Raw genomic sequence first — 22361 nt, forward strand, 5'->3', positions numbered from 1 at the left:
GCCAATGACCTTTGTTCCTGAAATCGACTTTGGCACTCCTGCCTCCATCTCCGAAAAGATGGTGACGCTCACGATCGACGGGCGCGAGGTGACCGTGCCCGAGGGTACCTCGATCATGCGCGCTTCCATGGAGGCCGGCATCGAGGTTCCGAAGCTCTGCGCCACCGACATGATGGATGCCTTCGGCTCCTGCCGCCTGTGCCTCGTGGAAATCCAGGGCCGTGCGGGAATGCCCGCCTCGTGCACCACGCCGGTTGCGCCCGGCATTGTCGTCTCCACCCAGACGCAGCGACTGAAGGACGTGCGCCGCGGGGTGATGGAACTCTATATCTCGGATCACCCGCTCGACTGTCTCACCTGTGCGGCCAACGGCGATTGCGAGCTGCAGGACATGGCGGGTGCGGTCGGCCTTCGCGATGTTCGCTATGGCTACGACGGTGAGAACCACGTCAAGGACCGCAACAACGGCGAAATCAACATCAACTGGGCGCCGAAGGACGAGTCCAACCCCTACTTCACCTTCGACCCGGCCAAGTGCATCGTCTGCTCGCGCTGCGTGCGCGCCTGCGAGGAAGTACAGGGCACCTTCGCGCTCACGATCGAGGGCCGCGGCTTCGACAGCCGTGTCTCCGCCGGCATGCACGAGCAGTTCGTCGAATCCGAGTGCGTCTCCTGCGGCGCCTGCGTCCAGGCCTGCCCCACCGCGACGCTCACGGAAAAATCTGTCATCGAGATCGGCCAGCCCGAACATTCGGTGGTGACGACGTGCGCCTATTGCGGCGTCGGCTGCTCCTTCAAGGCGGAGATGCGCGGAGAGGAACTCGTGCGCATGGTGCCGTGGAAGGACGGCCAGGCGAACCGCGGGCATTCCTGCGTCAAGGGCCGTTTCGCCTACGGTTACTCCACCCACCGCGATCGCATCGTCAATCCCATGGTCCGCGAGAAGATCACGGATCCCTGGCGCGAGGTGACCTGGGAGGAAGCCTTCTCCCATGTCGCGAGCGAATTCCGCCGCATCCAGTACCAGTACGGCCGCGACTCGATCGGCGGTATCACCTCCTCGCGCTGCACCAACGAGGAGACCTACCTGGTCCAGAAGCTGGTACGCGCCGGCTTCGGCAACAACAACGTCGATACCTGCGCCCGCGTCTGCCATTCGCCGACCGGCTACGGCCTCGGCCAGACCTTCGGCACATCGGCCGGAACGCAGAACTTCGATTCGGTCGAACAGACCGACGTCGTCATCGTCATCGGCGCCAACCCGACCGACGGACACCCCGTCTTCGCTTCGCGTCTGAAGAAGCGACTGCGCCAGGGCGCCAAGCTCATCGTCGTCGACCCCAGGCGGATCGACCTCGTGAAGAGCCCTCATGTCGAGGCGAGCTACCATCTGCCGCTGAAGCCCGGCACGAACGTGGCGGTCGTAACCGCTCTCTCGCATGTGATCGTGACGGAAGGCCTCTTCGACGAGCGCTTCATACGGGAGCGCTGCGACTGGTCGGAATTCGAGGACTGGGCCGCCTTCGTCTCTGAACCCAGGCATAGCCCGGAAGAGGTCGAGAAGCTCTCGGGCGTGCCCGCGGAACTGATCCGAGGCGCCGCACGGCTCTTTGCCACCGGCGGCAACGGCTCCATCTACTACGGCCTCGGCGTGACCGAGCACAGCCAGGGTTCGACGACCGTCATGGCGATCGCAAACCTCGCCATGGCGACCGGCAACATCGGTCGACCGGGCGTAGGCGTGAACCCGCTGCGCGGCCAGAACAATGTCCAGGGCTCCTGCGACATGGGCTCCTTCCCGCACGAGCTGCCCGGCTACCGCCACATCTCGGATGACGCCACGCGCGAGACCTTCGAGAAGCTCTGGGGTGTTGCGCTCAGCAACGAGCCCGGCCTGCGCATCCCGAACATGCTGGATGCGGCCGTCGACGGCACCTTCAAGGGCATCTACATCCAGGGCGAGGACATTCTCCAGTCGGATCCCGACACCAAGCATGTCTCGGCCGGTCTTGCCGCGATGGAATGCGTCGTCGTCCAGGACCTGTTCCTGAACGAGACGGCCAACTACGCCCACGTCTTCCTGCCTGGATCGACCTTCCTGGAAAAGGATGGAACCTTCACCAACGCCGAGCGGCGCATCAATCGCGTCCGCCGGGTGATGACACCCCGAAACGGCTACGGCGACTGGGAGGTGACCCAGAAGCTCGCCCAGACGATGGGGCTCGCATGGAACTACCGGCACCCGTCCGAAATCATGGACGAGATCGCCGCGACGACCCCGAGCTTCGCGCTGGTCTCCTACGACTACCTCGACAAGGTCGGCTCCGTGCAGTGGCCGTGCAATGAACAGCATCCGCTCGGATCGCCGATCATGCACGTCGACGGATTCGTGCGCGGCAAGGGCAAGTTCATCCGCACCGAGTATGTCGCCACCGACGAAAAGACCGGCCCTCGCTTCCCGCTCTTGCTCACCACCGGGCGCATCCTCAGCCAGTACAATGTCGGCGCGCAGACGCGACGCACCGACAACGTCTTGTGGCATCCGGAGGACCGGCTGGAAATTCATCCGCACGATGCGGAGAACAGGGGTATTCGCGAGGGCGACTGGGTAAGGCTCGCAAGCCGTGCCGGCGAGACTACGCTTCGCGCGCTCATCACCGATCGTGTCGCACCCGGCGTCGTCTACACGACCTTCCACCATCCCGACACGCAGGCAAACGTCATCACGACCGACTTCTCGGACTGGGCGACGAACTGCCCCGAATATAAGGTGACCGCCGTGCAGGTCTCGCCCTCGAATGGGCCGTCGCAGTGGCAGGTCGACTATGACGACCAGGCCCGCCAGTCCCGCCGGATCGCCGGCAAGCTGGAAGCGGCGGAGTAGGTCGGCAATGGCCAGCGCGTGGCATGTCCCCCTCGCCGTCTTGCCGCGCGCCTTCCCCGCAAGCGGCATGACGCGATGGAGCACGCCCGCGCTCGATGTCGCCCCGCCGGGCCGGCCTCGCGCCGTCGCGGAAGATCGAGGCCGGGGGTATGTCCAACCTTGCCCCGATCTGCCTCGGCACCGCGCGCCACGCCAACGCATGGCGGCACCGATCCGCGAAGGTATGGAGGAGGGTGGCGCTCACCCTGCTTCCTCATGAGCGCATCCAGAACTTCCGTCGAGGTCCCCGAACTCGCCCTGCGCGACGGGAAGCTGAGCCGCCGAACACGCGTCGTGCCCGAGGAGACTCCAGTCGCCTTCAGCTATGGCGGCTCGACCCACGCCGTGATGATGGCGACCCCTGACGATCTCGAGGACTTCGCGGTGGGCTTCAGCCTGACTGAAGGCATCATTTCCGATCCCTCCGAGATCGAGGAGGTGCAGGCGGTGTTCGAGGAAAAGGGCATAGACCTGCAGATCCGTCTTGCCGATCTCCAGAACAAGGCTCTGACCGCCCGCCGCCGGCACATGGCCGGCCCCGTCGGCTGCGGCCTCTGCGGCATCGAATCGATCGAGCAGGCAGTCCGTTCAACCCCCAGCGTGCGTGCGTCGACGCTTACCTTGAGCGAAGAGCAGGTGTCAGAGGCGGTGCGGCTGCTCGGCGGCCAGCAGCCACTGCATCTCCTGACGCGCGCCGTGCACGGCGCCGGCTTCTTCGTCCCCGGCAAAGGATTGATCGCGGTACGCGAGGATGTCGGCCGCCACAATGCCCTGGACAAGCTTGCCGGCGCGGCGGCCCGGGCAGGCTATACCGGCGCTGACGGCGCCGTCATCGTCACCAGTCGTGTCTCGGTGGAAATGGTGCAGAAGACCGCCATCGTCGGCAGTCCCTTCATCATCGCGATTTCCGCGCCGACGGCCCTTGCCATCCGTACCGCCGAAGAGGCTGGAATGACGCTGATCGCGCTTGTGCGCGGCGACGAGTACGAAGTTTTCACCGGAATGGAGCGGATCGTCCCGACGGTCGGGACCGAGGCGCTGAAGGCCGGAAACGGATAGAGAGGATCGGACCACATGTCCAACAGTACCAAGCTGGTTCGCATGGCCAACCAGATCGCCACCTTCTTCAACACCCAGCCGGAGGCCGAGGGCCCGAAGGGCGTCGCCAACCATATCAACAGATACTGGGAACCCCGCATGCGCCGCCAGCTCTTCGACCTCATCGACAATCACGCCGGCATCGGCCTCGATCCGCTGGTGATGAAAGCCGCTCCCCTGATCCGGAGGCCGCCGGCCGAAGTACCGCCGCCCGCGGCCGCAGCGAACCGTTAGAGCGCTTCCGCTTTCCTCTCCATCACGAAGCACAGCACAAACGCTTCTTTCGCAATTGCTCCGGTCACGAGCGACGTTTCGTCGCCGCTTGCCTATGGATGCGGACCTTGCCACACGCTGCCCGCATCCCTATATGGATGCCCGAGAGGACGACCTCCCCCAGATACGGGTGAAATTTCGGGACGACCCGAACCTTCCGATTTGGGGGTTGAGAAATGCGCTCTACACGCGATCGCGTCCGTCACGCGATAAGCTTCGAACTCATTGGCCTTGCTCTTGTCAGTCCGCTTGGCGCCTGGGCGTTCGGGATGCCCGTCGCCGAGATCGGCGTCGTTGGTGTCGTCGGCGCGACGCTCGCAACGGGTTGGAACTACATCTACAATCTGGGCTTCGATCACATCATGCTGCGCCTGAGAGGCGGAACGCAGAAGACGGTGCTCGTGCGCGTGCTGCACGCGGTCCTGTTCGAAGCGGGTCTGCTTGCGGCACTCCTGCCGCTGATTGCCTGGTACCTGGATGTGAGCCTCTATCAGGCCTTCCTGATGGATGTATCCTTCGCGCTCTTCTACATGGTGTACGCGTTCGTCTTCAACTGGGCCTATGACCGGGTCTTCCCGATCGCCGCCTGGCAGCCTGCGGCTCAACAGGAACACGGGCTCCGGTAAGGCTCGCCTCCTGCGCCGGCGAGGGTGGGATCGTCAGCTCTGCCGGTTCCACGTCTCGCCCCCGGCGCATGACTGGAAACGTCAGAACTCCTCCCAGCTCTCCATGGCGAGCGCCTGCGCCGCGCCACCCCGGCGCATCGGTCTCGCCATGGCCGGTACTCGCGGGGCCTGCGCGACCGCCTGCGGCCTGGCCGCCTGTTTCTGAGCGGGAACAGCCGGAGACGCGTTGGCAAGCCGGAAGTGTCGGAGCAACGCGTGCAGCGCATCGGCTTCCCGCGACATGGAGTGGCTGGCGGCGGTGCTTTCCTCCACCATGGCCGCATTCTGCTGGGTCGCCTGGTCCATCGAGTTTACGGACTGGTTGATCTCACGCAGGCCCGTCGACTGCTCGCGGGCCGCCTCGACGATCGCGGCGACATTCGTGTTGACCTCCTGCACCTGCGAGAGAATTTCCTCGAGTGCCGTGCCAGTCTGGCCGACGAGGGAGACACCGTTCCTGACGTGCTCGTTGGATGCCGAGATGAGGCTCTTTATGTCCTTTGCGGCACTGGCGGAGCGCTGGGCCAGTTCCCGAACCTCCTGTGCCACGACCGCAAAGCCCTTGCCGGCTTCGCCCGCGCGAGCCGCCTCCACGCCGGCATTGAGCGCCAGCAGGTTCGTCTGGAAGGCGATGTCGTCAATGACGCCGATGATGTTGGATATCTCGCGGGAAGACTGTTCGATCTGCCCCATGGCACCGATCGCGTTCTGGACCACGATGCCCGACTTCTCCGCGCCATCCTTGGTCTTGGCGACGAGCCGTCCCGCTTCCTCCGCCCGACGACTTGAATCGGCGACCGTGGTGGTGATCTCGTCCAGGGCGGCGGCCGTCTCCTCGACCGAGGCTGCCTGCTGCTCGGTACGCTTCGAGAGATCGTCAGCGGCCGAACGGATCTGACGCGCACCGGAGGCGATCGCCGTGGCATTGTCGCCGACCGTCTGCATGGCGTCGCGAAGACGCGCCACGGCCTCGTTGAAGTCGTGGCGAACCTTTTCCATGGACGGAACGAAAGGGGTGGCGAGCGTCTGGGCGAGATCTCCTTCGGCCAACGCCTTGAGCCCGCTCCCCAGCGACCGGATGGCAGACATGCGCTCTGTGACATCAGTGGCGAACTTCACCACCTTGAAAACCTTGCCGTCGAGGTCCCGTATGGGGTTGTAGGCGGCCTGGATCCAGACCTCTTTTCCGCCCTTGCCGTAGCGGACAAACTCATTGGCGATGAAGGTGCCCTCGGCAAGCTTCTTCCAGAATTCCGAATACTCGGCAGTGCGGACATAGTTCGGATCGCAGAACATGCTGTGATGCTTGTTCTTGATCTCCGACAGGTGATAACCGAGCCCCTTGCAGAAATTCTCGTTGGCGTCGAGGATCTCGCCCGTCGGCGTGAACTCGATGACGGCCTGGGAGCGGGAGATGGCCTCCAGCTTGCTGGCGTCTTCGGAAGCCTTCAGCTTCACCTTCGTGATGTCGATTGCGAACTTGATGACCTTGTACGGCTTGCCGTTTCTGAAGACAGGCGTGTAGGTGGCCTGTATCCAGATTTCCCGACCGCCCTTGGCAATGCGCTTGTAACAGCGCGAATCGAACTCGCCCCGCCCGAGACGCTCCCAGAATTCGCGATACTCGGACGATGCGGCATATTCGGCATCGCAGAACAGGCGATGGTGCTGGCCGACGATCTCGTCGCGCTGGTAACCTACCGCACGGCAAAAGTTCTCATTCGCGGTCAGGATCTTCCCGGTTGTGTCGAACTGGATGATGGCCTGCGACCTGGATATGGCGTCCAAGATGCGGCCGGGATCTGAATTCGCTCCGAATGAAAACATGGATGCCTTCTTGATATCCGATGGCGCGTGGAGCGGCGGCTCTCGAAACCGGATTCACCTCGTTCGTCACCACGTCCAGCGCGCGCGGCAAGGATGACTTGCCACTATGAAATTGTCCGCACGGGCCATGGCGGCGGCCTGCGCGGTGATTGGGTGATTGAGATCTCTGGGTTCGGCTTCATGCCCCTAGCCGCACGTATAATCCTATGATTGAATTTAATGAACTATGAATATAGCTACGCAACATCTTGGAAATGGGAGGCCATTCACGAGCAACGTGCTAATGTTCAAGGCGTTTCACCCCACGTGAGGAGGAATTTCGGCTCGCGTGATATGCAATCTATGATTGCTATTTGTATTATCATTGCCCGACGACCGAAACGACAAAGGCCGCCCACTCTTTCGAGTGGACGGCCCTGAAAATGGATGCTGCGATGCGCCTTGTTGTCAGGCGGCCATGTCTTCCATGTCACGTTCCTTGAACATGCGCGACAGGTTGAGGAAGCAGATCATGCCGTTGTCATGGGCGATGATGCCTTCCGCATAGGCCTTGTCGAACGAGGTCGTCACTTCCGGAACCGGCTGGATCTGATCGCCACGGATCGTCAGGATGTCCGAGACGCGGTCGACGACGAGGCCGACAACCATGCTGTGAACTTCAGCGACTACGATCGCGCTGCGCTCGTTGGCCTCGGTGCTCTTCATGCCGAGCTTGTGCGCGAGGTCAATGATCGGGATCACCGTGCCGCGCAGGTTCATGACACCGATGACGTCCGGCGGCGAATGCGGGATCGGGGTGGAGGGCGCCCAGCCGCGGATTTCGCGGATCGTGGTCGTCTTCACGCAGAACTCCTGATCGTGCAGACGAAACGCGATGATCTCCAGCGAATCGCCGTCAAAGCCGGTTGTTTTGATTGTCGTCATCAGAATTCATCCCCAAGGTCAGTTTGATGCCCTATGGGGCACAACATGACGGCGATGTTAGACGCAATCAGGTTAACAGTCCTTCAAGCTCGGGAGCCCGGATTGATCAGTCGCGAAGCACCGCCTCGAACTGCTCGAGCGCCCAATCCACCTGGTCGGCGGTGATGACGAGCGGCGGAGCTATGCGGATCGTGTCGCCGTGCGTGTCCTTTGCAAGGATGCCGCGGGACTTCAGCGCCTCGCAGTACTTGCGCGCGCCGCCAGCGGCCGGGTCGAGTTCGACGGCGAGCATCAGGCCGCGCCCGCGCACTTCCGTGACGATGTTCGAACGGATCTCCGAAAGCCCCGTCTGGAAGCGCTCGCCCATGCGCGCCGAATTGCCGATCATGTCCTCCTCGGTGAGCACCCGGAGCGAAGCGCGGGCGATCGCGCAGGCAAGCGGATTTCCGCCGAAAGTCGAGCCGTGCTGGCCGGGCTTCAGCACTCCGAGGACCTCCGTGTTGGAGAGGACCGCCGACACGGGATAGAAGCCGCCCGAGAGCGCCTTTCCAACAAGCGTCACGTCCGCCTCGATGCCCTCGTGCTCTTCGGCCAAAAGCCTGCCCGTGCGCCCGAGTCCGGTCTGGATTTCGTCGAGGATCAGCGTGATGCCGTGCTTCGTGCAAAGTTCGCGCACAGCCGGGAAATAACCCGCCGGCGGGATGATGACACCCGCTTCACCCTGGATCGGCTCGACGAGGAAGGCGACCGTGTTCTCATTGATCGCGGCGCGGAGCGCCTCGCTGTCGCCGAACGGCACGTGGCGGAAACCCGGCGCGAACGGCCCGAAGCCCATCCGGGCGTCGGGATCGGTGGAGAAGCCGACAATACCCATGGTTCGTCCATGGAAGTTGTTGGCGCACACGATGATCTCGGCCTTGTCGTCCGCGACGCCCTTTACCTCGTAGCCCCACTTGCGCACGGCCTTGATCGCCGTCTCAACCGCCTCGGCGCCCGAGTTCATCGGAAGCACCTTGTGCGATCCGGTGAGCGCCGCGATTTCCTCGTAGAAATGGGCGAGTTGGTCGTTGCGGAAGGCGCGGGAGGTCAGCGTCAGCTTCTGCGCCTGCTCTATCATCGCCGCCAGGATCTTCGGGTGGCAGTGCCCCTGGTTCACCGCCGAATAGGCCGAAAGGCAGTCGAGGTAGCGATTGCCGTCGATGTCCCAGACATGGACGCCCTCCCCGCGCGACAGGACAACGTCGAGCGGTTTGTAATTGTGGGCGCCGAGACGGTATTCGGTTTCGATCAGATTGGCTGCGTTGGGCGACATCAGGGGCTCCGTTCGGATCAGGCGCTGCGGGTGGGACGATCGAGGATGCGTCGGCCGAAGAGGCTCGCAGTCAGCTCCACGAGAATGCGGGCGCTCTTGCCGCGATCATCGAGGAACGGGTTGAGTTCGACGAGATCGAGCGATGAAACCAGGCCGCTGTCGCACAGAAGCTCCATGATGAGGTGGGCCTCACGGAAGGTCGCCCCGCCGGGTACGGTCGTACCCACGCCCGGCGCGATTTCCGGATCGAGGAAGTCGACGTCGAGGCTGACGTGCAGAAGGCCGTTCGCTGCCTTGATCGTAGCGATGACATCATGGAGGATCCGCGCCATGCCGGTCTCGTCGATCGCGCGCATGTCAAAGACATTGACGCCGTGCTCGGCGATTTCCTCGCGTTCACGCGCATCGACCGAGCGAATGCCGATCTGGTAGACGCGCTTCGGATCGACCAGCGGACGGTTGCGGTCGAGGATGGGCGAGAACTCCGCCTCGCCGCAGAAGTAGGCGACCGGCATGCCATGCATGTTGCCGGAAGGCGAGGTCGCTGGCGAATTGAAATCCGCATGCGCATCGAGCCAGAGCACGAAGAGCGGCCGCCCGACTTCGGCGGCATATCGCGCCATTCCCGAAACGCTGCCCATGGAGAGCGCATGGTCTCCACCGAGAATCAGCGGAAAGCGCCCTGCGCGAGCGGCGTCATGGACGGAAGCATCCAGCGCGCGGGTGAACGCGGCCACGACCTGCAGATGGTTGGCGCCCGGATGATTGGCGAGGTCACGTGCCGGCAGGGGCCTCAGGTCCCCTTCGTCAGTGACGGTGTGGCCGAGTTCGGCGAGCGTGGTGTCGATGCCCGCAATACGAAGGGCCGTGGGGCCCATTGCGGCACCGCGCCGGCCCGAGCCTTCCTCGAGCGGTGCGCCGATCAGGGCGATGTGTTGCTTGGTCTCAGTCATGGTTTCCCCGCAGGTCGCGATTTTCCGGTCTGTGCCGTTGTTGCGCGGGATTATACGCCTTCGCCTGTTGGCAAAAAGCGGGTAAACTGACAGATAGAAGGCCAAATTTGACACTTTGCGAAGATCGATTTGACATGATGATAAGTCTCGATGATCTCGATCATGCGCTGATCAGCGCACTGCGCCACAATGCCCGCACGTCCGTATCGACGCTTGCAGCCATGACGGGCGCTTCCCGGGCGACGGTGACGGCGAGGCTGGACCGCCTCGTATCCTCCGGAACGATCGCAGCATTCACTATTCGCACGGGTACGGAACTCTCGGGCGGAGGGGTTCGGGCGATCGTGATGATCGAGGTACACGGCAAGATGGCGGACCGTGTCGCCATGCAGCTGCGGGGGCTGCCGCAGGTCCGGGCCCTCCACTCGACCAACGGTCGATGGGATTTCATCGCCGAGCTCGAGGACAAGGATCTCGGCACGTTCGACGAAACGCTGCGACGGATCAGGCTTATCGACGGCATCAACCTGACCGAAACCAACATCCTGCTGAAGACCAGCAAGAATGCTCTCGCTTGAGGGTCAGGACCGGATGGCTCCGCGCCGCGACGCCGGCAATCCGGTCGCTCAGTACTCCCGCTCGTAGAAGATGCCGGCCCCTGAACCGCTGCTGCCAGCCTGGCCGCGCAGCTTGACGCCCCTGCCGACATCCAGGTTGATCGTCGCCTCGGCACCGCCGTTCTCGGGATCCTGGGTCACCTCCAGGTAGGTGCGCTTGTTGAGGTACTTGCCCGCCGTGACCTGGGCGCGCCCTTCCGCGTCGGTGGAGATATCCAGATCGTCAACGCCGAGCTTGCTTCTGAGGCTGCTGAAGAGGCCCCCGGAAGGTCCGCCGGCGAGCTGGCTCGCGGCGGCGGCGAGCTGCGCGATCTGAACGGCCGACAGGTTCGACATCGACCGGTTGAAGATCAGCTGCGCCAGGACCTCGTCCTGCGGCAGCGCTGGCGACGAGGAAAACTCGACCGTCGGGCTGTTGGCCTGCCCCGCAACCGTGACCGTGATCGTGGTCGAGCCGGCGGTGGATGTGGCAACGAGGTTCAGCGTGGGGATGAGCCCGCCTCCGAAGCTGATCGTGCCGCTGGTGAAATCCAGGCGCCTCGCCAGGATCTCCAGCCGGCCCCGCTTGAGCGTGAACGCGCCCGACACAGACGGATTGGAAGTGTTGCCGCGGATGGTAAGGTCACCGCCAAGTTCGGCATCCACTCCACGGCCGCGCACGAAGATCTGGCGGGGCGCACTGATCTTGAGATCGAGGCCGACGCCGCGACCCTCGGCATCGCCGCCGCCGCTGACCTGCTCGAGAGCCTTCACCATTGCGAGCACCGCAGGCGGCGCATTCCTGTGCCTGATGTCGATTTCGGAAAGTGATGCCGGCAATTTCTCGGGAATGGTGATGCCGGCCCGCCTGATCCGTACCTCGCCGCCGATCACGAGCCCGGTAAGGATCGGCCCCTTCAGCGTCAGGTCACCAGCGACATTGGCGGTAACCAGCGTTCCGTCGACATAGGTGAGATCGGTGAGAGTGACGGCGACATTGGCCGGATAGCCGGAGCCCGGAGCAATGCCCACGGTACCGGTAGCCGAGATCCTTCCCCCGGTCGCGAGCCTTCCGCTCAGTTGCTGGATCGTCGCCTGCCTGCCGTCGAGCGAGACGCGCGCGGTCAGATCGTTGACCGCAAGATTGCGCCTGACGTCGACCAACCTGCCCCCTGATGTGGAAATGGTACCGGCGATGACCGGGCTCTTCGCCGCGCCCGAGATCGACAGGTCGATGACGGCATTGCCCGTCAGCGAGAAGCCCTGCGCGGCGAGCCTGTCCCGGATCAGATCGAAGGGCACGGTTCCCGCAAGTTTCAGCGACAGCGGCATGTTGCCCGTCACCCCGACGGTGCCGCCGCCCTTGAAGGACAGGCCGCTGCCCGAAAGCGTGAGGTCCAGCCTCACCTGGTTGTTCGCGAAACCGCCCTGCGCGCCGATCTGAAGCGGACCGACACCGGCCGCCGCCGTCTGGCTGGTGCGGGCGCCCTGCCATTGAAGCTGGTAAGCGACGTTGGGTTGGGCCGGAGTTCCCTTGACCGTGACCGTCCCGCCGATCGTGCCCTCGGCACCGAGACCGGCTGAGAAGGTGTTGGCAAGACTTGCCGGAAGTGACGTCAGCTTCGCGGCGAGGTTAAGCGAGTGACCTGCCGCGCCGCTGACGGCGATCGTGCCATTGCCTGCGCCGATCGTGATTCCGTCGAGCGCGAGGTCCCCGCCACGCAGGGTGAAGGTCGTCGGCTTCGACAGCCGGATTGGGACCCGCCTCGGGGAAGCCTCGAAGGAAGCAAGCGAAATGCGGAGCTGATCGCCGGCCTGTTGGACTGTCCCGCGCGTGAGAAGGGGCGCACCATCGTATTGGCCGGCCACGTCGAAGATCGTTTCGTTGCCTTCACGCGTAAACGTCGCCTTGAGACGCTCGAGGCGGTTGCTCCCGGAGACTATCGAATCGGTACGCACTTCGCCCGAGATCGCAGCAGTCTGAAGATCGGCTATGCGAAGGTCGATCGACGGATTGACGACCTTCAGGGCGTCGCGGCTGATCCCCTTGCCCGATGCCTTTATCGTAAGCGCGGTCTTTCCATTAGTGTTCTCGATCACGGCGGAGCCCGCGAGGTCACCACTTGCCCTTTGCCCGGCCATTGCCGCGAGCAGTCCGATATCGGGAAACTCGAAAGTGACGTTGCCGACCGGCAGGTAGTCGGCGCCAAGCGTCACCGCACCCTTCAATATGTTCGGTCCGACCTTCGCCTCGAGGACCGGAATGGAGATCCTGCCATCCTGCGACACCACATCCGACTTGATGTTGATCGCCTGCCCGTCGAGCGCACCGGTTGCCGTCAGAGTGCCGGAGGGACTCTTGGGATCGGCCTTTCCATCTACGGTGAGAACAAGATCGCTGAGCGTTCGGCCGGCGAGCTTCGCGCCGCTCGATACCACCTGAGCCTTTACGCCGAGGGCAGCGAGCGGACCTGTCGCCGTGGCTTCGAAGGTGGCCTTGCCCTCTGCATCTGCAAGCAGCTTGCCAAGCGCGGGCAGCGTTCCCGAGACGCTTGCCTCCAAATTTCCGTTGGCGAGCTTCGCCGAGCCGGAGGCATCGAGCGTGCCGGACTTGAGCCTGGCGGCCGACACCTCGATGGCGCCGTCTTGAGCACGCTTCAGCCTGCCCTCCAGGGACACCGGCGTGTCGAACTTCGATGCGACCGCGGCCGGAAGCGCCTCAGCCGGCGCCGTCAGCTCGAAGGTAACGTCCGCGACGCCTGTCGGGGAGCGAAGGACCCGCTCGCCTTGGCGTTGGCGCCGGCGCTCGCGAGCGCGACCTCGTCGAATCCGATCAGTGACGGCTGCACGGAGAGGTTGGCGTCCAGCGTTACCGGCCCGGGCAGCACACGCGCGAGATCCGCGTTGACGAACTGCGTCTCGCCTACCTTGACGGACGCGGTCACCTGACCGCTTTGCTCGAGTATGTTGAAGGATGCGCTTTCAACCGCGAGCTCGGCATTTGCGATGCTGCCCTGCGGGAAAGCGGCGGAGGCGAGCTTCGCCGCGATGCTAAGCCTCGCGGACTGCATCTTCCCGACCATCGAGAGGTTAGCCGACTCGATGGCAAGGCTGGCCTCTTTGCCGTCGACCGGAAACTTCAAGTCGATCGGGCCGCCGGCCCGCGACAGATAGGCCCTGAGGTCGCTTTCGCCGGACGCGCTGAACGTGCCGGAGACCTCTGCCTCGGCAATGCCCGCGTCTATTGTCATGTGGTCGAAATTGACCGCGCCGTCGCGGATGGCGATCGACGTGGCCTCGGTGAGCCTCAGGGGATAGCCCTTGACGGTGGCTTCGAGACGACTGAGCGCCACAGTGGTCACGCCCTGAAGCTGCGACACGCTGCCTTCCGTTGCGAGCGGCGCATTCTCATAGCGCCCGGAGACCTTGAAGCCGGTCACGTCGCCCTGGTGGTTGAACTCCACGACGGGTCCCTGGAGATCGTTTTCCCCCGCAGTCACGCCGTCTGCCCGGATGATCCCGGTCGCCGCAAGGGCCCGAAGGTCCTCCACGGTCACGTCGATGACGGGCTTTGTCACGGTCACGTTATCGCGCGCGAGGTTGGAGCCCGTGGCATTGAGCACGAGGCCGGTCCTGCCCTCGGCGCGGGCAAAGGTGACCGTGCCGGCAAGATCGCCGGTCGCGGATTGTCCTGCGAGCGATGCCAGAAGCCCGACGTCGGGGAAGGCGAACTGCAGGGTTCCGTCGGGCATGAAATCGGCGCCGAGCGCAAGTGCGCCCTTCACCGTGTTGGTGCCGATCGTGGCCTCCACGACGGGCATCGAGATCTGCCCGGAGCTGGAGGTGACACTGGAGCGAAGGTTGATCTGCTGGCCGTCCAATTCACCGGAGACCGACACTTCTCCCGCCGGGCTGCTGCGATCGGCCTTGCCGTCGATGTCGATTGCGAGATTGGCGAGCGTCCGTCCGGCAAGGGCGACGCCTGCGGAACGGACCGCACCCTTCACCTGTGGTGCGTCGAGGTTTCCTGCCGCCGAAATGTCGAAGCTGGCCGCACCCTTCGCCTGCGGAAGGAAACGGTCGATCTCAGGCACCTGCCCCGACAGGGCGGCATCGAGCACGCCACCCTTGAGGGACACGCGCCCCGCGGCCTCCAGCGCATCGGACTTCAGCTGGAAATCCTGCAGATCGATGGCGCCTTCGCTGGACGCCGTCACGCGGCCTTCGGCGGAGATCGTCGTGCCGAACTTGGCCGAAAGGTTCTCCGGCAGCACGGCCGGGAGCGCGAACAGCTTGAAGGTTGCATCGGTCGCTCCCGTCCACAGGTCGTGGCGGCCCGTGATCGTACCGCCGAGCGTGGTGCTTTCGATCGTGACGGGCTCGAACAGGATCTGTTCCGGCGCGATTGCCAGAGTGGCGGCGATTTTCGCCGGTCCCTTGATCGCCCGGTTGACGTCTTCGCTGTTGAAGGCTGTCGCTCCGGTTTCGGCCAGCACGTTCACCGTGCCGCTGCGCTTTGCGAGATCGAATGCCGGGCTTCTGGCCGAGAGCCTGACGTCTTCGACCCGGCCCTGAGGAACCTCGACGGACAGTACGGTCGCGGCGACATCGAGCGCACTGGCGTCCGCCGGTCCCGTCAGCGAGACGGTTGCACCGTCGATCACGAACCTTGCCTCGCCGCCCGAGAGCGGCAGGCGGAGGTCTATCGGCTGCGTCGTGCCGGAGAGCGCCACATCGAGATCGTTCGCCCCCTTCACACTCGCCGTTCCGCTTGCCTTGAGGGTGAAGGCGCCGGTCGATATGTCGCCCTTCTCGATGCGCAGCAGGTCGGTCCCCTCGAACGCGGCAACGACATCGATCGCCGTCGTGCCGGCCATGAGTGAGCGCAACTGAGGCGGCATCAGGCCTTCGAAGGCGCCACCCCCGTGGAGCGAGATCGTGTGGAGGCCGGCCGTGGAAAGGTCGTGGCGTCCATCGAGCGAGAGGACCTCCTGGCCGTCGAGACCCGCCGAAAGCCGTCCGCCCCATGCAGAGAGAGGCCCCTCACCCTTGAGACGAATACCGACGGCGGGTTCGCCGGGAAGGCGCAAGAGGGTCGCCAGAATACCGCCCCGGGGTTCGGCGATGTCCGCATCGAGCCGCAACTCGTTGCCGGCGGGATTGAAGAGAATGTCCGCGTTCACGCGGGCGTCGGGCCGGGCCTGCTCGGAGAGGGCGACCTTCAGTGCGACGTAGTTCGCACCGGCGCTGCCGCTGCCGGAGAGCCGCAGCTCCTGCTCCCTGCCGAGGACACTCTCGCCGATGAGGATTTTCGGCATGTCGACACTGCCGACGCGCACCTCGACGGGAAGCGAGAAGGGCTTGCCGGAAGATGAGGACGCGGACGCCTCTGCCACGGGTTCCGGCAGGCGCAGCAGCGAGACGGAGCCGGCCGAGACCAACTGAGCCTTGAATTCGAGGAACGCCAGGGACAGCGGCGACCAGTCGACCGCGACATCCCGGACCTCGGCATAGGTTCCCTTGCGGTCGCCGAGAACGGCCGAACCGATCCTCAGCCTGCCGGTGAGGAGACCCGAAGGATCCCCAAGCACGACGGTGCGCTCCGGGGTGGAGATGAGCTTCTCCACATAGGACATCGCCATGCGGGCGCCGGAATCGGTGAAGCCGACGAAGGCCACAGCAGCGAGCAGGAGCACCACGCAAAGCGCCAGTCCGTAAAGCGCGATGCGAAAGAGACGGCCGAGAATGCGGAGCAAGACAGTCATTATTCTCCCTTAGCGTATCAACGCCGCTGAAGGAACGCCCGATGGCCGTTCCGGTGGGTCTGGCCGCCTGTCCGCCGACCCCACTTGGTACCCGCCGCGTCAGAAAGACTGGCCGATGCCCGCATAGATCCCATAGGACTCGCCGCCGTCATAGCGATTGAGCGGCACGGCCACATCCAGCCGGATCGGACCGAACGGTGTCGCGTATCTCAGTCCGAGACCAGCACCCGCGCGGATGTCGTCGAAGTCCGGAACCTCGTCGCGCGAAACCGTCCCCGCGTCCAGGAAGGGAACGATGCCAATCTTGTCAGTGACGTTGAATCGCGCCTCGGCGGAAACCTGCACATAGGAACGGCCGCCGAGAAGATCGCCGTCGCGATTGCGCGGCGAGATGTCCTGGTATCCGTAACCGCGCACGGATCCGCCCCCACCGAGGTAGAAACGCCGGGTCGCCGGAATATCGGAAAGCTGGCTGGCCCCGACGATCGTGCCTGCGGTGATTTCGCCCGCCAGCACCAGACGGTTACTCTCGCCTACGGCCTGGTAGGTCGAAAACGCCGTCTCGAAGCTGGAGAAGGTGGTGCCGCGATCCGCCTCGTAGCTCGGTTTGGCGTTGATCATCGCGCGGTAGCCCTTGGTGGGGTTCAGCTTGTCGTCGCGCGTGTCCCGCACATACTCGATGGGAAGGCTGTAGGTGAGGTACCGGTTGTTTCCGAAGGCATCGTCGATCTTGGCCCAGGAGATCTCGCCGCCGAACGTCAGCGTGTCGTAGTCCGAGAGCTCGAAGACCGCGCCGACGGCACCGGTCACCGTCTGGGCATAGTAGGCGTCCGGATCGAGGATCGCCGCCTTGACGCTTGCGGTGAAGGTGGAAGCAGGGCCGAATGCGCCCGGCTTCGCGAAGAGGATGCCCGTCGAATAGTCGAGGTCGCCAATGCTGCCTTCGCCCAACCGGTTCACGGATCCCTCGATCCGCAGCGATTCTGCCTCGCCGAACAGGTTCCGGTGCCCCCAGTATCCCTGCACGCCGAAGCCGTCCGTGGTGGAAAACTGCGCACCTGCTCCGAAGTAGCGATGCTTGCCCTCGGACACTTCGATCGTCATCGGAAGCGAGCCGTCCGGCGCCAGATGATCGGCCTGGCGGATGGTGATGCTCGAGAAGACCCCGAGCCGGCGCAACCGGTCGGATGCCTTGGTGAGGGCTTCGGGCGAATAGGGCTGGCCGGCGATCAGCCGCGAATACATCTTCACGAATTCGGGATTGACGCTCTTCGTGCCGGTGACGCTGACCTCACCGATCGGCGCGACCGGTCCGCCTTCCGCGCTGATGACCACGTCCACCGTGTTGGTCGCATGGTCGGCGGTGGCCTTCCGGTCGGTGAGCTTGGCAAGCGGCCGGCCTTGCGCCTTGAGATCATTCACGATGCGCTCGCCGGCCTTGAGGATGATGGTCGAATCGGCACGCGCACCCTTGACCATGCCGTAGTCAGCCGGCGTTCGCCCCTCGGCATCGCCGTTCAAAGTGACCTGGTCGAAGGTGAAGACCGGTCCAGGCGTCACGCGGACGGTGACCGGGATGTCCTGTTTCATGCCGAAATCGGGGTCCGGCGGCAGCGAATCGATCGCGCCGCCCTTGATCGACACATCCACGACGCCGCCGTAGCGCGCGTTTTCGTAGAGCGCCGCAAGAATGCGGTCGCGGTCGTCGCGCGCCTTGATGACAAGACCGAGGCCGCCCGAAACCGGCTTGGTCTCGTCCTGCTTGAGGTTGGAGGCCGTCTCGATGGCTTTCTTCAGGTCCTCGTCGTCGCCGCCGACCTCGAGCGTCAGCTTGTAGGTCACCGGATCGATGACGCTGTCGACATCCTCCTCATCCTCGAAGAACTTCATTCCGAAGATCTCGAAGGCGAGAGCGGGCCTGGCAATGAAGGGGGTGCACAGGAGCGCTGCAGCGACCGCAAAAACGGTGCCAGCTCTCAGATACGCAGAACTCCATTCCGGCCGGTTCACGACTTCCCGCAGCTTTCGATCGCCTTTCCGTTCCCGTGCGGGGCTGTTTCCGGCAACGATCCGGAGCGCCACACTGACTTCGTTGAAACCGTCTGACCTTCATGGCCGTTCGGTTTCAGGCTGGATTGGACCCTAACGCGTTAGGTTTTCCGTAAGATTAACGGCGGTTTTACACAGGTCGATCGGGAATTTGAAGCCGCAAAGGCGAATTTGTTGCGCCCTGTGAACTATCCCGGAAGCTGTAATGGAAACCGGCAAAGAAAAACCCCGGGTAGGTGTCCATCCCGGGGTTCGAAAATCGAAGCGAGTTTTCGCGCAGGTCTCAGCAATCGTCGATGTAACGGCGACCGTAGCGGTCACGATAGTAGCACTGACCGGGCTGATCCGCGACGTGGCCGATAACGGCTCCGCTCAGGCCACCGATGGCGGCACCCACTGCGGCCCCACGAACGTTGCCCGTGACAGCGCCACCGATAATGGCGCCAGAGGCCGCGCCGATGCCGGCGCCCTTTTCTGTCGCTGTGCAGCTTGCGGCAGCAAGGCCGGCCAGCACGAGCACTATGGCTTTCTTCATCAATCTCTCTCCAAAGTTGAGCGGCTGCGGAGCAGTTTACGCCCCGCCTTTCCACGTTCGTGAACCGGCACAGACCAGTTCACGCGCGTCAGCAATGTCGCCGCTAAGAGAAAATAAAGTTGAAAATACGGAAGTCTATGGGGGGCAACAGTATTTTTTTGAACGTCGGATGAGCATGTCTTCCGCAACGTCTGTGCGGCTCCATCTTCCGCCCGTCGAAAAATTTTGCCCCGTCGGTCAAGAAGCCGGTTGATCAGCGGTTGAAAAAGACAAATGATGCGGGAAGCACAAGCCCGGCCTTTCCGAAGCAGACAAGATTGCCGACCAGTGCTGTACGGAGGAGGAACGTACTGAAGCTTTCGATCAGTGAACCTGAGCCAAGCTAGCTTCGGCTGCACGCGACATCGGATCGATTGCTCCAGCATGACGGGGAAACCCACCAGGGAGGAACGAATGACGAAAGTTGTAATGACGGTCAATGGCAGGCAGGTGAGCGGTGAATGCGAGGACCGCACGCTCCTTGTTCACTTCATCCGCGAGAAGCTCGGCCTGACCGGTACGCATGTCGGTTGCGACACTTCGCAGTGCGGCGCCTGCGTCGTCCACATGGACGGCAAGTCGGTGAAGAGCTGTTCCATCCTTGCGGCCCAGGCCGCAGGCTCCACCATCACGACGATCGAGGGACTGGCCCAAGGCGGAGAACTCCATCCCGTGCAGGCCGCCTTCAAGGCCCATCATGGCCTGCAATGCGGTTTCTGCACCCCCGGCATGGTGATGACCGCGGTCGACATGATCAATCGCTACGGCGGCAGCCTTGACGAGAAGACGGTGCGCGAGAACCTCGAAGGCAACATCTGTCGATGCACCGGCTACCACAACATCGTGAAGGCTATCCTGGCCGCGGCAGCCGAAATGGGCGGAGCCCGCCAGGCGGCCGAATAGCCGCCAGGCAATTGAGACTAGCCAATGGCCAATAGGTAGAAGCCTGATGGGTGTTGGTGGTCGGATAAGGGTTTCTCTCGTCGCTAAATCCTACTGGCTGCTTCCTATCGGCTCGCTGTTTCTCGGGAGGAGATAACTGATGGGTGTTGAAGGTATCGGCGCACGCGTTGCGCGCAAGGAAGACAAGCGGTTCCTGACCGGCAAGGGCCGCTACACGGACGACATGGTCGTGCCGGGAATGAAGTTTGCAGTTTTCGTCCGCTCGCCGCATGCACACGCGAAGATCACGAGCATAGACACGAGCGCGGCGGAGAAGATGCCGGGCGTGGTCGGCGTGCTGAACGGCAAGCAGATGGTCGATGACGGCATCGGCAACCTGATCTGCGGCTGGATGATCCATTCCAAGGACGGTAGCCCTATGAAGATGGGCGCATGGCGTCCGATCGCCCATGAGACCGTCCGCTACGTCGGCGATGCCGTTGCCGTGGTGGTCGCCGACAGCGTGGCCGAGGCGCGGGACGCAGCCGAAGCCGTCGTTGTCGAATACGACGTGCTGCCCGCAGTCACCGACGCCGTGAAAGCCCTGGAAGCGGGCCAGCCGCAACTCCACCCGGAAGCGCCTGGCAACCTTATCTTCGACTGGCAGATCGGCGATGGAGCTGCGACGGATGCTGCGATCGCGGCAGCATCCCATGTGACCGAGATCACGATCCTCAACAACCGCCTTGCGCCGAACCCCATGGAGCCGCGGGCCGCTCTCGGCATCTACGACACCGCCGAGGACCATTACACCTGCTACACGACCAGCCAGAACCCGCACGTGGCACGTCTTGTCATGAGCGCGTTCTACAACGTCGCGCCGGAAAACAAGCTGCGCGTGATCGCACCGGACGTCGGCGGTGGCTTCGGATCGAAGATCTACATCTATCCCGAAGAGATCGTCTGTCTCTGGGCCTCGAAGCGCACGGGCGTTCCCGTCAAGTGGACCTGCGACCGGACGGAGGCGTTCCTCACGGATGCTCACGGCCGCGATCATCACTCGACCGTCAAGATGGCCTTCGACAAGGACAACAGGATCACCGCGCTGAAGGTGGACACGATCGCCAATTTCGGCGCCTACATGTCGCTGTTCTCGTCGGCCGTCCCGACCTATCTCTATGCGACACTGCTCTCCGGCCAGTACGCCATTCCGGCAATCCACGCCAATGTCCGCGCCGTCTACACAAACACGGTAGCGGTCGACGCCTATCGCGGCGCCGGGCGGCCCGAGGCCACGTACCTCCTCGAGCGCACCATTGAGACGGCGGCCCGTGAACTCGGCGTGTCTCCGGCCGAACTTCGGCGGACGAACTTCATCCGGACATTCCCGTACCAGACGCCCGTCATCATGAACTACGACGCCGGCGACTACGAAGCCTCTCTGGAAGCGGCAATGAGCGCGGCCGACTGGGCAGGCTTCCCGGCACGCAAGGCCGAGGCCGCGGGCCGCGGCAAGAAGCGCGGCATCGGCATGAGCTGCTACATCGAGGCATGCGGAATTGCTCCCTCCGCCGCGGTCGGTTCGCTTGGCGCGGGCGTCGGCCTCTGGGAATCGGCAGAGGTTCGGGTCAACGCCGTCGGAACCATTGAGGTTCTCACCGGCTCGCACAGCCATGGTCAGGGTCACGAGACGACCTTCGCCCAGCTTGTATCGGATCGCTTCGGCGTGCCGATCGACAACGTCTCCATCGTCCACGGCGACACCGACAAGGTCCAGATGGGCATGGGAACCTACGGCTCGCGCTCCGGCGCAGTCGGCATGTCGGCGATTGTCAAGGCACTCGACAAGGTCGAGGCCAAGGCCAAGAAGATCGCGGCCCATCTGATGGAAGCCGACGAAAGCGACATCGTGATCGAAAACGGCGAACTCAAGGTGGCCGGCACCGACAAGGCGGTTCCCTGGTTCCAGGTGGCGCTTTCCGCCTACACGGCACACAACCTTCCGGCCGGCATGGAGCCGGGCCTGAAGGAAGGCGCCTTCTACGACCCATCGAACTTCACCTTCCCCGCCGGCTGCTACATCTGCGAGGTGGAAGTCGATCCGGAAACGGGCAAGACGGAGATCATCCAGTTCGTCGCCGCCGACGACTTCGGCAACATCATCAACCCGATGATCGTCGAAGGGCAGGTTCACGGCGGCATCGCGCAGGGTGTCGGCCAGGCGCTCCTCGAGGGCGTGCATTACGATCCCGAGAACGGCCAGCTCGTGACCGCAAGCTACATGGACTACACCATGCCGCGGGCGGACGACCTGCCGTCCTTCAATGTCTCCCACCAGAACACGCCCTGCCCCGGCAATCCGCTCGGCATCAAGGGGTGCGGGGAAGCCGGGGCGATCGGATCTCCGCCGGCGCTGATGAACGCGATCACCGACGCCATCGGCAACAATGACCTGTCCATGCCAGCGACGCCCCAGAAGGTCTGGGCCGCAGCCAATGCCGTGAACTGACGGGGAAGGAT

Annotated in this window: 15 protein-coding genes; 7 read left to right on the forward strand and 8 right to left on the reverse strand. The window is 63.7% G+C overall.

All coding sequences use genetic code 11. The features are described from left to right. Positions 1-4: 4 nt before the first annotated feature. From fdhF to F3Y30_RS01225, 4 genes are all read left to right on the forward strand, one after another. On the forward strand, positions 5-2884 hold the full coding sequence (gene fdhF / locus F3Y30_RS01210) for a formate dehydrogenase subunit alpha (RefSeq protein WP_203424781.1): 2880 nt from the start codon (positions 5-7) through the stop codon (positions 2882-2884). Positions 2885-3139: 255 nt separating this feature from the next. Further along, positions 3140-3982 carry a formate dehydrogenase accessory sulfurtransferase FdhD gene (fdhD, locus tag F3Y30_RS01215; RefSeq protein WP_203424782.1) on the forward strand — a complete coding sequence of 281 codons (843 nt, stop codon included), beginning with the start codon at positions 3140-3142 and terminating at the stop codon, positions 3980-3982. 15 nt (positions 3983-3997) lie between these two features. Then, positions 3998-4255: a formate dehydrogenase subunit delta gene (locus F3Y30_RS01220; protein ID WP_203424783.1), complete on the forward strand. Its 258-nt coding sequence runs from the start codon at positions 3998-4000 to the stop codon at positions 4253-4255. A gap of 215 nt (positions 4256-4470) precedes the next feature. Beyond that, positions 4471-4920: a PACE efflux transporter gene (locus tag F3Y30_RS01225; protein ID WP_203424784.1), complete on the forward strand. Its 450-nt coding sequence runs from the start codon at positions 4471-4473 to the stop codon at positions 4918-4920. Positions 4921-5001: 81 nt separating this feature from the next. Here the strand turns inward: F3Y30_RS01225 and F3Y30_RS01230 are convergent, their stop codons facing one another. The 4 genes from F3Y30_RS01230 to rocF all read right to left on the reverse strand — a co-directional run bounded on the left by F3Y30_RS01230 (position 5002) and on the right by rocF (position 9975). Next, entirely contained in the window at positions 5002-6786 is a 1785-nt protein-coding gene (locus F3Y30_RS01230) for a PAS domain-containing methyl-accepting chemotaxis protein (protein ID WP_203424785.1), read from the reverse strand. A gap of 447 nt (positions 6787-7233) precedes the next feature. Then, positions 7234-7710, reverse strand: coding sequence for a chemotaxis protein CheW (locus tag F3Y30_RS01235; RefSeq protein ID WP_203424786.1), 477 nt, complete (start codon positions 7708-7710; stop codon positions 7234-7236). A 106-nt stretch (positions 7711-7816) separates the two neighbouring features. Beyond that, entirely contained in the window at positions 7817-9022 is a 1206-nt protein-coding gene (rocD, locus tag F3Y30_RS01240; RefSeq protein ID WP_203424787.1) for an ornithine--oxo-acid transaminase, read from the reverse strand. A 17-nt stretch (positions 9023-9039) separates the two neighbouring features. Next, positions 9040-9975: an arginase gene (gene rocF / locus F3Y30_RS01245; RefSeq protein WP_203424788.1), complete on the reverse strand. Its 936-nt coding sequence runs from the start codon at positions 9973-9975 to the stop codon at positions 9040-9042. 137 nt (positions 9976-10112) lie between these two features. On the opposite strand from rocF, the gene F3Y30_RS01250 reads away from it, so the two are divergent. Continuing rightward, positions 10113-10553, forward strand: coding sequence for an Lrp/AsnC family transcriptional regulator (locus tag F3Y30_RS01250; RefSeq protein WP_203426434.1), 441 nt, complete (start codon positions 10113-10115; stop codon positions 10551-10553). A 48-nt stretch (positions 10554-10601) separates the two neighbouring features. On the opposite strand, the gene F3Y30_RS01255 is transcribed toward F3Y30_RS01250, so the two are convergent. The 4 genes from F3Y30_RS01255 to F3Y30_RS01270 form a co-directional block, all read right to left on the reverse strand. Then, positions 10602-13250: a translocation/assembly module TamB domain-containing protein gene (locus tag F3Y30_RS01255; protein ID WP_203424789.1), complete on the reverse strand. Its 2649-nt coding sequence runs from the start codon at positions 13248-13250 to the stop codon at positions 10602-10604. 53 nt (positions 13251-13303) lie between these two features. Then, entirely contained in the window at positions 13304-16336 is a 3033-nt protein-coding gene (locus F3Y30_RS01260; protein WP_203424790.1) for a hypothetical protein, read from the reverse strand. Between the two features lie 99 nt (positions 16337-16435). Next, on the reverse strand, positions 16436-18226 hold the full coding sequence (locus tag F3Y30_RS01265) for an autotransporter assembly complex family protein (protein ID WP_203426435.1): 1791 nt from the start codon (positions 18224-18226) through the stop codon (positions 16436-16438). A gap of 442 nt (positions 18227-18668) precedes the next feature. Continuing rightward, the gene (locus tag F3Y30_RS01270; protein WP_203424791.1) at positions 18669-18920 is read right to left on the reverse strand and encodes a glycine zipper domain-containing protein; all 252 of its coding nucleotides are present in this window, start codon (positions 18918-18920) and stop codon (positions 18669-18671) included. 453 nt (positions 18921-19373) lie between these two features. Here F3Y30_RS01270 and F3Y30_RS01275 point away from each other — a divergent pair, with 453 nt between their 5' ends. After that, entirely contained in the window at positions 19374-19862 is a 489-nt protein-coding gene (locus F3Y30_RS01275) for a (2Fe-2S)-binding protein (RefSeq protein WP_203424792.1), read from the forward strand. Positions 19863-20001: 139 nt separating this feature from the next. Beyond that, entirely contained in the window at positions 20002-22350 is a 2349-nt protein-coding gene (locus tag F3Y30_RS01280; protein ID WP_203424793.1) for a xanthine dehydrogenase family protein molybdopterin-binding subunit, read from the forward strand. The last annotated feature ends 11 nt before the right edge of the window (positions 22351-22361 follow it).

It is taken from the genome of Sinorhizobium sp. BG8, assembly GCF_016864555.1.
In the GTDB taxonomy this organism is placed as follows: Bacteria; Pseudomonadota; Alphaproteobacteria; order Rhizobiales; family Rhizobiaceae; genus BG8.